This is a genomic window from Streptomyces sp. NPDC093568, assembly GCF_044764945.1.
Taxonomy (GTDB): domain Bacteria; phylum Actinomycetota; class Actinomycetes; order Streptomycetales; family Streptomycetaceae; genus Streptomyces.
The window spans coordinates 307,183-319,315 of the sequence record NZ_JBIWJD010000007.1 but is presented as its reverse complement, the minus strand read 5'-3'; the positions used below and the strand labels follow the sequence as shown (position 1 = coordinate 319,315).

At 67.3% G+C, this 12,133-nt stretch carries 11 protein-coding genes; 9 read left to right on the top strand and 2 right to left on the bottom strand.

Annotated elements, in window-relative coordinates; translation table 11 throughout:
* Positions 1–10: 10 nt before the first annotated feature.
* Positions 11–1,228, bottom strand: coding sequence for a cellulase family glycosylhydrolase (locus ACIRD7_RS28050; RefSeq protein ID WP_403457903.1), 1,218 nt, complete (start codon positions 1,226–1,228; stop codon positions 11–13).
* Between the two features lie 314 nt (positions 1,229–1,542).
* Between ACIRD7_RS28050 and ACIRD7_RS28045 the strand changes: the two genes are divergently transcribed.
* From ACIRD7_RS28045 to tuf, 5 genes are all read left to right on the top strand, one after another.
* Positions 1,543–2,118: a DUF1707 and DUF4190 domain-containing protein gene (locus ACIRD7_RS28045; RefSeq protein WP_403457900.1), complete on the top strand. Its 576-nt coding sequence runs from the start codon at positions 1,543–1,545 to the stop codon at positions 2,116–2,118.
* Positions 2,119–2,470: 352 nt separating this feature from the next.
* A complete protein-coding gene (gene rpsL / locus ACIRD7_RS28040; protein WP_003948652.1) occupies positions 2,471–2,842 on the top strand; it encodes a 30S ribosomal protein S12 in 372 nt (123 codons plus the stop codon).
* Between the two features lie 2 nt (positions 2,843–2,844).
* Positions 2,845–3,315: a 30S ribosomal protein S7 gene (gene rpsG / locus ACIRD7_RS28035; RefSeq protein WP_053759523.1), complete on the top strand. Its 471-nt coding sequence runs from the start codon at positions 2,845–2,847 to the stop codon at positions 3,313–3,315.
* A 39-nt stretch (positions 3,316–3,354) separates the two neighbouring features.
* Complete coding sequence (gene fusA, locus ACIRD7_RS28030; RefSeq protein ID WP_403457898.1) at positions 3,355–5,481, top strand: elongation factor G; 2,127 nt, start codon at positions 3,355–3,357, stop codon at positions 5,479–5,481.
* Between the two features lie 154 nt (positions 5,482–5,635).
* Positions 5,636–6,829, top strand: a complete 1,194-nt coding sequence (gene tuf, locus ACIRD7_RS28025; RefSeq protein ID WP_030860906.1) for an elongation factor Tu — start codon at positions 5,636–5,638, stop codon at positions 6,827–6,829.
* Positions 6,830–6,917: 88 nt separating this feature from the next.
* Here tuf and ACIRD7_RS28020 read toward each other — a convergent pair whose 3' ends face one another.
* Positions 6,918–7,433 (bottom strand): hypothetical protein, encoded by a 516-nt coding sequence (locus ACIRD7_RS28020; protein ID WP_403457896.1) that lies wholly within the window; start codon positions 7,431–7,433, stop codon positions 6,918–6,920.
* Between the two features lie 417 nt (positions 7,434–7,850).
* On the opposite strand from ACIRD7_RS28020, the gene ACIRD7_RS28015 reads away from it, so the two are divergent.
* The 4 genes from ACIRD7_RS28015 (at position 7,851) to ACIRD7_RS28000 (ending at position 12,124) form a co-directional block, all read left to right on the top strand.
* Entirely contained in the window at positions 7,851–9,326 is a 1,476-nt protein-coding gene (locus tag ACIRD7_RS28015; protein ID WP_403457893.1) for an exopolysaccharide biosynthesis polyprenyl glycosylphosphotransferase, read from the top strand.
* A gap of 143 nt (positions 9,327–9,469) precedes the next feature.
* Positions 9,470–10,057: a putative colanic acid biosynthesis acetyltransferase gene (locus tag ACIRD7_RS28010; RefSeq protein ID WP_403457891.1), complete on the top strand. Its 588-nt coding sequence runs from the start codon at positions 9,470–9,472 to the stop codon at positions 10,055–10,057.
* Positions 10,054–11,184 carry a glycosyltransferase gene (locus ACIRD7_RS28005; protein WP_403457890.1) on the top strand — a complete coding sequence of 377 codons (1,131 nt, stop codon included), beginning with the start codon at positions 10,054–10,056 and terminating at the stop codon, positions 11,182–11,184. The genes ACIRD7_RS28010 and ACIRD7_RS28005 overlap by 4 nt, the downstream gene beginning before the upstream one ends.
* A 127-nt stretch (positions 11,185–11,311) precedes the next feature.
* Complete coding sequence (locus ACIRD7_RS28000) at positions 11,312–12,124, top strand: class I SAM-dependent methyltransferase (protein ID WP_403457887.1); 813 nt, start codon at positions 11,312–11,314, stop codon at positions 12,122–12,124.
* Positions 12,125–12,133 lie beyond the last annotated feature (9 nt).

The window sequence follows — 12,133 nt, the reverse complement described above, 5'->3', positions numbered from 1 at the left end:
CGGTGCCGCGCTACCCGTGGTCCTCGCGGTAGGCGGCGATCGCCTTCCGCAGGGCCTCGAAGGCGGGCTTGCGCGTGCCGTCGTAGTACGTCAGGCCGTAGTGCTGCGACTTCTTCGTCGCGGCGGCCTCGGGTGCGCCGTCCTGGTAGGCGTACCAGAACACCACGTCCACCGAGGGGATCGCCGCGGACGCCGGCACGGTGTCGGCGGCGATCTCCGCCTGCAGCCGCGGTGTGACGTGCTGGGTGTCCTGGGCCTCCGGGGAGTCCGCGGCCCGGCCCGTGGACCAGGTCGGGGCACCGGTCTCGGTGATCCAGACGGGCATCCCGGGCTCGCCGTACTTCTTCAGCGTGGCGACGAGGCTGTCGTGGGTGCGGTCGATGTCCTCGTACCGGGTGCCGGTGGCGGTCTCGGTGCTGGGCAGCAGGGGATAGGTGTACGGGTGGTACGAGACGGCGTCGACGTACTTCAGGGCTCCCAGCCGGGCCACCTCCGACAGGAACGTCTTGTGCGACACATACCCCCTGGACGGCTGGGTCTCCACCGCGGCCAGTCCGCCGAACAGCAGGAACGCCTCCGGGTCGGCGGAGCGCATGGCCGGGGCGGTCGCGGCCAGCATGGCGGCGTAGCGCTCGGCGTCGGGGCCGGTCTTCCAGAACGGCAGGATGTTCGGCTCGTTCCAGATCTCCCAGCTGTGCACGCCCTTCGGCGCGTAGCGCTCGGCGGCCTGCCGCGCGAACTCGGCGAACCGCGCGTTGTCGGCGGGCGGGCAGGCCTGGGAGCCGCTTCCGCAGTTCGGGTCGGCGGCCCAGCGCGGGGTGTAGGAGATGGTGGGCAGGACCTCCAGACCGTGGGCGTCGGCCGCGTCCACCACACGGTCGAAGCGCTCCCACAGGTACTGCGTCGAGGTGTCGGGCTGGATGTTGCGCCACGACAGGTCCACACGCAGCCAGCCGACGCCCAGTTCCTCCGCGTCGTCCAGCGCCTTGGTCAGCTCGGCGTCCGTCATCCACGTCAGCCGGTCGCCCATGGACAGCCCGAAGCGGAGCTCCCGATCGGACGCCCCCTTCCCCGGGGAGGCGGTGGCGCCGGACGCCGACGCGGGGGCTCCGACGCCCTCCTCCGGGATACGGGACTGGGTGCCGGCGCCGCTCAGGGCAACCACCGCGGCCACCGAGGCACCCAGGACACCGAGGGAGACGACCGCGCCGAGAAGCCGTCGCTGCACACCCGACCGCTGCCTGCGGCGGGATCGGGAACGACCGGACTCGGGCTGTATGGGCTGCTCGAACACCAGCGCAGCCTAATGTCGGGTTCCATGGAGATGGAGAAATTGTGTCGGACTCGTGATTGAACGGCCCTTACGTCGGGTAGTTCTCAATATTTCGTCCGGATGCGCACCCGCGAGGTGCCCCGCCGGTGCTGCCCAGGGATGTCTCCGGGTTTTCTCCGGGTGGACCCCGATGCCTGCAATGCCGGTTCGGCGCATCATGGAAGGACTCCGACCAGTACGGACTCCGACCAGTACGGGGGAGGTGCTCCATGACGGAACCGTCGTGGCAGCCCTGGCAGCCGTGGCAGGGGAGTGGCAACCCCGGACCATGGCAGGGCGAAGGTGCCCCGCAGCGGTGGTCCGGGCTCTCCGGCCCAGCGATGCTCGCCTCGCACGCCGACCGTGAGCGGGCCGTGGACGTGCTCAGGGCGGGCTACGGAGAAGGGCGGCTGGAGCAGGCCGAATTCGAGCAGCGGGTCACCCGCGCCTACACCGCTCGTACGGTGGGGGAGCTGGCCCTGCTCGTGTCCGACCTGCCGCAGGGGCCGATGCCGCACCCGGCGCCCGTCACGCCCGTACCGCGGACCTTTCTGCCGGTGAGCCGGCCGCAGACCAACGGCAAGGCCGTCGGCTCCGCCGTCTGCGGTGTGCTGTGCCTGATGAGCTTCGGGCTGACCGGCATCCCGGCCGTGGTGCTCGGGCATGCGGCGCGTTCCGAGATACGGCGGAGCGGGGAGGGCGGCGACGGGCTGGCGCTGACCGGGCTCGTGCTCGGGTGGATGTCGAACGTGGCCTGGGTGGCCCTGCTGACGCTGATGATCGTGGCCGCGGCCATGTCCGCATAACCCCCGCCGGCGGGTCTTCGTGGGACGGGCGGACCGGTCGCTGACGTGCCAGAATCGGAGAATCGAAGATCGAGAACGTCGTGCGGGCTTGACATCGATCGTATAGCGATGCGGGCGGGGCCCATTTGTTTTGACCGTAGCGTTTGAGGTAGGTACGCTCAGACCTTGTGCCTGGGGTGTGCCCTGGCTCTCGTGCGTGCCTTCAACCGCATAGCGAGCTGTGAGCGGCCACCGCAATCTGTGCTCTTTTCGCCTCGCGGCGGGAGTCCGCCGGATTCGACACACCCGACCGCGTGGGTCGGCGACGTTCCAGGTTAGCTTCACCATTCGGCACACAGAAACCGGAGAAGTAGTGCCTACGATCCAGCAGCTGGTCCGTAAGGGCCGGCAGGACAAGGTCGAGAAGAACAAGACGCCCGCACTCGAGGGTTCCCCTCAGCGCCGGGGCGTCTGCACGCGTGTGTTCACGACCACCCCGAAGAAGCCGAACTCGGCCCTGCGTAAGGTCGCGCGTGTGCGTCTGACCAGCGGGATCGAGGTCACCGCTTACATTCCGGGTGAGGGACACAACCTGCAGGAGCACTCCATCGTGCTCGTGCGCGGCGGCCGTGTGAAGGACCTGCCGGGTGTTCGCTACAAGATCATCCGCGGCTCGCTTGACACCCAGGGTGTCAAGAACCGCAAGCAGGCCCGCAGCCGCTACGGCGCCAAGAAGGAGAAGTAAGAATGCCTCGTAAGGGCCCCGCCCCGAAGCGCCCGGTCATCATCGACCCGGTCTACGGTTCTCCTCTGGTGACCTCCCTCATCAACAAGGTGCTGCTGAACGGCAAGCGCTCCACCGCCGAGCGCATCGTCTACGGCGCCATGGAGGGCCTGCGTGAGAAGTCGGGCAACGACCCGGTCATCACGCTGAAGCGCGCTCTCGAGAACATCAAGCCGACCCTCGAGGTCAAGTCCCGCCGTGTCGGTGGCGCCACCTACCAGGTGCCGGTCGAGGTCAAGCCCGGCCGCGCCAACACCCTGGCGCTGCGCTGGCTGGTCGGTTACTCCCGCGCCCGTCGCGAGAAGACCATGACCGAGCGTCTGCTCAACGAGCTCCTCGACGCCAGCAACGGCCTCGGTGCCGCTGTGAAGAAGCGCGAGGACACGCACAAGATGGCCGAGTCCAACAAGGCCTTCGCGCACTACCGCTGGTAGTCGCTACCCACATCGAGACCGAGAGAAGACTGAAGCCTTATGGCTACCACTTCACTTGACCTGGCCAAGGTCCGCAATATCGGGATCATGGCCCACATCGACGCGGGCAAGACGACCACCACCGAGCGGATCCTGTTCTACACCGGTGTGTCGTACAAGATCGGCGAAGTCCACGACGGCGCTGCCACCATGGACTGGATGGAGCAGGAGCAGGAGCGTGGCATCACGATCACGTCTGCTGCGACCACCTGTCACTGGCCGCTCGAGGACAACGACTACACCATCAACATCATCGACACCCCGGGGCACGTCGACTTCACCGTTGAGGTGGAGCGCTCCCTGCGTGTGCTCGACGGTGCCGTGACGGTGTTCGACGGTGTCGCCGGTGTCGAGCCGCAGTCCGAGACGGTGTGGCGTCAGGCCGACCGTTACGGCGTGCCGCGTATCTGCTTCGTCAACAAGCTGGACCGTACCGGCGCCGAGTTCCACCGCTGCGTGGACATGATCTCGGACCGCCTGGGCGCCCAGCCGCTCGTCATGCAGCTTCCGATCGGCGCCGAGGCCGACTTCAAGGGCGTCGTGGACCTGGTCCGCATGAAGGCGCTCGTGTGGTCCGCCGAGGCCGCCAAGGGCGAGATGTACGACGTCGTCGACATCCCGGCCACGCACACCGAGGCTGCCGAGGAGTACCGCGGCAAGCTGATCGAGGGCGTCGCCGAGAACGACGAAGAGATCATGGAGCTGTACCTGGAGGGCCAGGAGCCCACCGAGGAGCAGCTGTACGCCGCGATCCGTCGCATCACCATCGCGTCCGGCAAGTCCAGCGACACCACGGTCACCCCGGTGTTCTGTGGCACCGCGTTCAAGAACAAGGGCGTCCAGCCCCTGCTCGACGCGGTCGTGCGCTACCTCCCCACCCCGCTTGACGTCGAGGCCATCGAGGGCCACGCCGTCAACGACCCGGAGGAGGTCGTCAAGCGCAAGCCGTCCGACGACGAGCCGCTGTCCGCCCTTGCGTTCAAGATCATGAGCGACCCGCACCTCGGTAAGCTCACCTTCGTCCGGGTCTACTCGGGCCGCCTGGAGTCCGGCACCTCGGTGCTGAACTCCGTCAAGGGCAAGAAGGAGCGCATCGGCAAGATCTACCGCATGCACGCGAACAAGCGTGAGGAGATCGACGCGGTGGGCGCCGGCGACATCATCGCCGTCATGGGTCTGAAGCAGACCACGACCGGTGAGACGCTGTGCGACGACAAGCAGCCGGTGATCCTGGAGTCCATGGACTTCCCGGCGCCGGTCATCCAGGTCGCCATCGAGCCCAAGTCGAAGGGCGACCAGGAGAAGCTGGGCGTCGCGATTCAGCGCCTGGCCGAGGAGGACCCGTCCTTCCAGGTCCACTCGGACGAGGAGACCGGCCAGACCATCATCGGTGGTATGGGCGAGCTGCACCTCGAGGTGCTGGTCGACCGTATGCGCCGTGAGTTCAAGGTCGAGGCCAACGTCGGCAAGCCGCAGGTCGCCTACCGCGAGACGATCCGCAAGGCCGTCGAGCGCGTCGACTACACGCACAAGAAGCAGACTGGTGGTACCGGCCAGTTCGCCAAGGTGCAGATCGCGATCGAGCCGATCGAGGGCGGCGACGCCTCGTACGAGTTCGTGAACAAGGTGACCGGTGGTCGTATCCCGAAGGAGTACATCCCTTCGGTCGACGCCGGTGCGCAGGAGGCCATGCAGTTCGGCATCCTCGCCGGTTACGAGATGACCGGTGTGCGCGTCACCCTGATCGACGGTGGCTACCACGAGGTCGACTCCTCGGAGCTCGCCTTCAAGATCGCCGGCTCGCAGGCCTTCAAGGAGGCCGCGCGCAAGGCCAGCCCCGTGCTGCTCGAGCCGATGATGGCCGTCGAGGTCACCACGCCCGAGGACTACATGGGTGAGGTCATCGGCGACATCAACTCCCGCCGTGGCCAGATCCAGGCCATGGAGGAGCGGGCCGGTGCCCGCGTCGTGAAGGGCCTCGTGCCCCTCTCGGAGATGTTCGGTTACGTCGGCGACCTGCGCAGCAAGACGTCCGGCCGGGCCAGCTACTCCATGCAGTTCGACTCCTACGCCGAGGTTCCGCGGAACGTCGCCGAGGAGATCATCGCGAAGGCCAAGGGCGAGTAACGCTCCGCGTTCACACGCTTTAGGCTTGACTCCGGAGCCTTGAGGGGCAAACAGCCGCAATCGCGGATGTTTGCCCCGGGGCCCGGGCTTTCCAGCAAAGATCACCTGGCGCCGATGAAGCAAGGCGTTCAGAACCACTCCACAGGAGGACCCCGTGGCGAAGGCGAAGTTCGAGCGGACTAAGCCCCACGTCAACATCGGCACCATCGGTCACATCGACCACGGTAAGACGACCCTTACGGCCGCCATTACCAAGGTGCTGCACGACGCGTACCCGGACCTGAACGAGGCCTCGGCCTTCGACCAGATCGACAAGGCTCCCGAGGAGCGCCAGCGCGGTATCACCATCTCCATCGCGCACGTCGAGTACCAGACCGAGACGCGTCACTACGCCCACGTCGACTGCCCCGGTCACGCGGACTACATCAAGAACATGATCACCGGTGCTGCCCAGATGGACGGCGCCATCCTCGTGGTCGCCGCCACCGACGGCCCGATGCCGCAGACCAAGGAGCACGTGCTCCTGGCCCGCCAGGTCGGCGTTCCGTACATCGTCGTCGCCCTGAACAAGGCCGACATGGTGGACGACGAGGAGATCCTGGAGCTCGTCGAGCTCGAGGTGCGTGAGCTCCTCTCCGAGTACGAGTTCCCGGGCGACGACGTTCCGGTCGTCAAGGTCTCGGCGCTCAAGGCGCTCGAGGGCGACAAGGAGTGGGGCCAGTCGGTCCTGGACCTGATGGCCGCCGTCGACGAGGCGATCCCGCAGCCCGAGCGTGACGTCGACAAGCCGTTCCTGATGCCGATCGAGGACGTCTTCACGATCACCGGTCGTGGCACCGTCGTCACCGGTCGTATCGAGCGTGGTGTCCTCAAGGTCAACGAGACCGTCGACATCATCGGTATCAAGACCGAGAAGACCACCACCACGGTCACCGGCATCGAGATGTTCCGCAAGCTGCTCGACGAGGGCCAGGCCGGTGAGAACGTCGGTCTGCTGCTCCGTGGCATCAAGCGCGAGGACGTCGAGCGCGGCCAGGTCATCATCAAGCCCGGTTCGGTCACGCCGCACACCGAGTTCGAGGCCCAGGCCTACATCCTGTCCAAGGACGAGGGTGGCCGCCACACGCCGTTCTTCAACAACTACCGTCCGCAGTTCTACTTCCGTACGACGGACGTGACCGGCGTGGTGACCCTCCCCGAGGGCACCGAGATGGTCATGCCGGGTGACAACACCGAGATGAAGGTGGAGCTCATCCAGCCCGTCGCCATGGAAGAGGGCCTGAAGTTCGCCATCCGTGAGGGTGGCCGGACGGTCGGCGCCGGCCAGGTCACCAAGATCAACAAGTGAGCTTGTTGATCTGACCTGGTAGCTCCAGCGCGAGCTCCTGAAGGGGCCCGTACGACTTTGGTCGTACGGGCCCCTTTGTTGTGGGGGCTCAGCTGCCGTTGCCCTCGATGACACAGAAGTCGACGTGGCTGATCGTGGGGAGTTGCCCACCGGGGTTGATCGGCGAGACGAGCTCGCTGTCGCTGGCGATGCCGTCGGGGAAGCTCGTCGGCGTGGAATTGGCGTCGTAGATGTAGCGGTTGGCGTTCGGCCCGCCCTTGACGGTGACCTGGCGGACCGCGATGTTGCCTGTGGTGTCGAAGCTGACCTCGGTGCCGTCCTCGCTGATGTCGACGCTCACCGTGCCGGTCTCATCCCCCACGTTGACGTCGACCTCGGCGTCCTCGGGCGGCAGGTCTCCCTCCCCGTCGAGCCTGAACCCCACCGCGCCGGCGGGGCACGCCAGAGGCGGGTTGTTCAACACGAAATCGGGTTCCACCGCCGCGGCTGCTGCAGGGCTGGCGGAGACGCCGATGGCGACCATGGTGGCCAGGCCGAGGCCCACCGCCTTCGCTCCCAGTCCCGCTCGTCTCGTCCCGTTCTTCGCTCGAGTGGTTACTCGCATGCCGAGTGCTTCCTTCTCTTCTGGATTTGCCTGAGTTCGCCCTCGCGGAGTCTCATGCCGTCGTCGTCGGCGATCGAGGGGTGACTTCCATCCGCCGCCGGGCACGGCATCTCTTCCGTGATCAGCTCGGCGTCACGCGCTACTGGTCCGCATTCGTCGGCCATCCGGTTCCCAATGAGCACCGGAATAGGTGACAAGTCGTCAGATAATGCGAGGAAGCAGTGGAGATGAGTTGGGTCGATCGAGTGAAGGAGGAGCCCGCAGGTGCGGGTGAACTGCGCGACAACGACCTAGCCGTGATCTCAGAAAATAGGACATAGCATCATGAGAGTTGATATAAGCATCTCGTGAGGCGTGAGCCCCCTGCCCGCCGTTGCGGCCGCGCCCTTTGTCCACTTCGGGGTCACTGGGAGAGTCATGCAGCAGTTCACCAACGCGGCGTCGCGGCGTGCGGCCTCGCGTGCGCAGCCGCGGGCGGCCTCGCAGGGAGGTCTCAGGGCCGGGTGGTGGCACGTACGGGCCGCTGTCTGCACCGACTCCCTCGGGGTGGCGCTGACCGCGACGGCGGCGTTCGTCGCGATCGGTGAGGCCCACCCCGCGCGCAAGGCGTTGGTGATCACGGTTCTCTGGGTGCTCATGGGTCTAGCTGCCGGGCGGTACACGCCCTGGACATGGGATGAAGGCGCTGCTGTCGGGACGCTCGTGCGGGACTGGCTGGTGCTGCTCGGAGTCCTGGCCGCCCTGCATGCCCTGTCCGGACTCGGCAGTGCACCCGCGGCGGCCCTCGTCGCGCTGGGGCCGTCGCTGGTGGTCACCGCGGTCTGCCGCAAGGCGATCCACCGACGGCTGATGGCCGTGCGCCGGCGGGCCCGGGCCCTACTGCGCGTCGTCGTCATCGGCGAGGCGGCATCGGTGGACGCAATCGTGGGACAGCTCGCCGAGCGCACCGACCACGGGTACGTGGTGGTCGGGGCCTGCGTGGTGGGCGACGGTGAGGTGCTGTCCGGTGTACCGGTGCGCCACCGCCTGCCGGTCGGGACGTCCTCCGACGCCGCTGAGGATGCGCCGTCCGTGGGGGAGGTTGCCGAAGTCCTCCGTGCCGACCTGGTGTTCGTGGCTGCGGGGCGGCACATGTCGGGCGACCGGCTTCGGCGGTTGTCCTGGGCTCTGCACGACAGAGGCCTGCCCTTGATGGTTCTGCCCGGTGTCGTCGAGGTGGCCCGGCGCAGGGTGCGGCTCACCTCGGCGGCCGGCCTGACGCTGCTGCACATCTCCGCGCCGACGCGCCGAGGCCTGCCCGTGGTCCTGAAGGCGGCCACGGACCAGGCAGGCGCACTGCTCCTGCTCGTCGTGCTGGCTCCGTTGTTCCTGGTCTTGGGGCTTGCCGTGCGGATGAGCTCGCCGGGGCCCGTCATCTACCGTCAGACGCGGGTCGGCCGCGGCAACATCCCCTTCCCCATGTGGAAGTTCCGGACCATGGTCGTGGACGCGGACCGGATGAAGGACGACCTGGTGCCGGCGAACGAGCACGACGGCCATATGTTCAAGATGCGCAGGGATCCGCGCGTCACGCGTGTCGGGCGTTTTCTGCGCCGCTACTCACTGGACGAACTGCCGCAGTTGGCCAATGTCCTGCTCGGCCACATGTCGTTGGTGGGCCCCCGCCCGCCGCTGCCCGAGGAAGTCGCCCGCTACGACCAGGCGGAGATGCGCCGGCTGAGTGTCAAACCCGGCCTCACAGGGCTGTGGCAGGTGAGCGGCAGATCCGACCTTTCCTGGCACGAGACGGTCTCGCTCGATCTGCGCTACGTCGACAACTGGTCGTGGGCCTGGGATCTGACGGTCATGGGCCGCACGGTCCGTGCCGTGCTGGACGGACGCGGGGCCTACTGAGCCCGGGGTCGTCCGCAAGGGCGCAAACAGCCTTCCGCATGGCCGATCCTCAGGGCGACACGCCTCTATGTGCTGGTATACGGGAGAGATTCTTAGCAAGTTGCGCAAATAGGTAAATCTTCCGGTCGGGGAGGGCTAGTGCCATGGCAGAGACAGCAGCAGCGCCTGGTTCGGGCACCCGCACAGACTGGTCCAATCACAGGGATGCCATTGAGCGTTCCTTGCGAGGCTTCACGGGCGAGGGCTACGACAAGGGGCGCCCCTTGCTCGTGCAGGCGGCCTGGTTCGCCGTACTGCACCTCGTGTTCGTCAAGTGGTGGTTCCCGGCCCGCTGGCGGCCCGCGTTGCTGCGGGCCTTCGGCGCGCGGATCGGGCGGCGCGTGCTGATTCGGCACGGCGTTCGTGTTCACTGGCCCTGGCGGCTGAGCGTGGGGGACGACGCCTGGATCGGTGAGGGCGCCTGGCTGCTGAACCTGCAGCACATCACGATCGGCCGAGACGTGTGTGTCTCGCAGGAGGCACTGCTGTGCACCGGAAGTCACCAACGTCGTAGCCCGACCTTCGAGTTCGACAACGGGCCCATCCACCTGGAGTCCGGAGCCTGGATCGCGGCGCGGGCCGTCGTACTGCGCGGCGTGACCGTCGGTCGCGGTGCGGTGGTCGGTGCCTCGGCGGTCGCCCACCGAGACCTCGGTCCGGGTGAGGTCATCACCAGTGGGGGAGCGGCATGAGAGTGGTTCATGTCGTCACACTCGTCAGCGACGACGGAGCCTACGGCGGTCCGACGAGCGTGGCCGCCGGGCAGCTCGAGGAGTGCGCCGTGCGCGGCCACGAGGTCACGTTGGTGTCCCTCTGGCGCGGCAGGTCCCCCGCGCCGGCGCGCATCGGCTCGGTGCCGCTCCGCACCCGTGTGGCACGCTCCCTGCTTCCGGGGCGCTTCACCGGACTCATGCATCCGCTGCTGGTCAGGGACATGTGGAGCGCCATGGGTCGAGCCGATGTCGTCCACATCCACGCCGGGCGCGACCTCGTCTCCATCGCGGCGCTCGTCGTCGCCGCGTTGCGCCGCAAGAGATTCGTCGCGCAGACGCATGGCATGGTGCAGCCTCGGCGCGCGGCCGCTGTCAGACTCTTCGATCGCGTGTACGTGCCTCTCCTCCGCCGGGCTCGTGGCTGCCTGGTTCTCACCGAGCAGGAGCGTCGGGCCGTGGCCGAGGTCATCGGTGCCGGCGGTCCGCCGCTGGTGACCCTGCCCAACGGGGTGAGACCCGACCACCAAGGCGGGGCGGAGCATCAGCGGCGCGATCAGGAGGTGCTCTTCCTCGCCAGGCTGCACCCGCGCAAGCGCCCTGAGGCGTTCGTCGAGATGGCCGCCCTTGTCCACCGGAGGATGCCCGACGCCAGGTTCACCCTCTACGGGGCGGATGAGGGGGCGCTGCCGGCGGTGCGCCAACTGATCGCCGCCCATGGGCTGCAGGGCATCGTCTCCTACGGCGGGGCGTTGGCGCATGCGGAGGCGGTGCGGGCATACGGGAGGGCGGCGGTGTACGTGTTGCCCAGTGTCGACGAACCATTCGGGATGACGGTGATCGAGGCTCTAGCGGCGGGGACCCCCGTGGTGTGCACCGACACCTGCGGCATCGCGGACGAGCTGGCCCGTCGTGGGGCGGCGATGGTCACCGACGGCAGTCCCCGGGAAATGGCCGAGGCAGTGTGCGGTTTGCTGGCCGACGACAAGAAGCGCATTGCTCTCGTGGCGGCCGGGCATCGAGCCGTCGCAGAGGCCTTCTCCGTCCACGCGGTGACGGATCAGCTGGAGGCGATCTATCGGCGTACGTGCCTCGGCTCGCAGTCGTAGTGGTCGTGCAATTGGCCCATTTGACCCCGCCCGACGAAGCCGAGTGACCTGCGGCCGATCGGATGGATACCGTGCGGCTCTCGCAGGTCGAATCAGGTTCGGTGTGGCCGGGCACTATTTTCGGGCCATGAGTTCCATTCTCGACCAGCCCTCCATGGGCGATTTGCAACAGTGCGGCCATGGCGCCGGACACAATTATGCGAAGGGTTCTCCGCACATTCTTCACCACAGCATCCGGGACAGGCTGGTGCAGCGCATTCACCAGATGGTGGGGGACGTGATGAACCGGAACGGCCGGTGCCGAGTTCTTGAGGTCGGAGCGGGCCATGGCTGCTTCACCGACCATCTGCTTGCGGCCGGGGCCGAGGTCGAGGTCACGGAGATGAGTGCGCCCAGTGCCGAATTCCTGCGCCACCGTTTTCGGCACAACCGCAAGGTCGTAGTTGTGCATGACCCCGACGGGGATGCCACTCGCGCCGGCGATCCGGTCGACGCCGTCGTATGCATCTCGGTGCTGCATCACATTCCTGATTACCTGGGCACCACCGGCAAGCTGGCCGGCCGGGTCGCACCGGGTGGGGCGTTTCTGAGTTTTCAGGATCCACTGTGGTATCCCAGGCGTTCCGCGCTGTCCATGGCACTCGACCGCGGCTCCTATCTCTGCTGGCGTTTGGTGCAGGGCGAGTTCCGTCGAGGGCTGTCCACCCGGATCCGCCGGATCTCCGGTACCTACGACGAGGCGAACCCATCCGACATGGTGGAGTACCACGTGGTACGGAACGGCGTCGACGAGGAAGCCATCCGCAGCTGTCTGGCCGCCTCGTTCTCCGCGGTCGACGTCGAGCGGTACTGGTCGACGCAGTCCTGTGTTCTGCAGGCCATGGGGGAGCGGTTTTTCCCCGCGTCAAGCTTCGGGATCCTCGCACGCGGCCGTATCTGAGGACCTGAC

Bases quoted from the DNA above. Each gene is read 5' to 3' on its own strand.
- ACIRD7_RS28045 (WP_403457900.1), top strand. From the start codon at position 1,543: ATGACGGAACCGTCGTGGCAGCCCTGGCAGCCGTGGCAGGGGAGTGGC.
- rpsG (WP_053759523.1), top strand. From the start codon at position 2,845: ATGCCTCGTAAGGGCCCCGCCCCGAAGCGCCCGGTCATCATCGACCCG.
- fusA (WP_403457898.1), top strand. From the start codon at position 3,355: ATGGCTACCACTTCACTTGACCTGGCCAAGGTCCGCAATATCGGGATC.
- ACIRD7_RS28020 (WP_403457896.1), bottom strand. From the start codon at position 7,433: ATGCGAGTAACCACTCGAGCGAAGAACGGGACGAGACGAGCGGGACTG.
- ACIRD7_RS28015 (WP_403457893.1), top strand. From the start codon at position 7,851: ATGCAGCAGTTCACCAACGCGGCGTCGCGGCGTGCGGCCTCGCGTGCG.
- ACIRD7_RS28010 (WP_403457891.1), top strand. From the start codon at position 9,470: ATGGCAGAGACAGCAGCAGCGCCTGGTTCGGGCACCCGCACAGACTGG.
- ACIRD7_RS28005 (WP_403457890.1), top strand. From the start codon at position 10,054: ATGAGAGTGGTTCATGTCGTCACACTCGTCAGCGACGACGGAGCCTAC.
- ACIRD7_RS28000 (WP_403457887.1), top strand. From the start codon at position 11,312: ATGAGTTCCATTCTCGACCAGCCCTCCATGGGCGATTTGCAACAGTGC.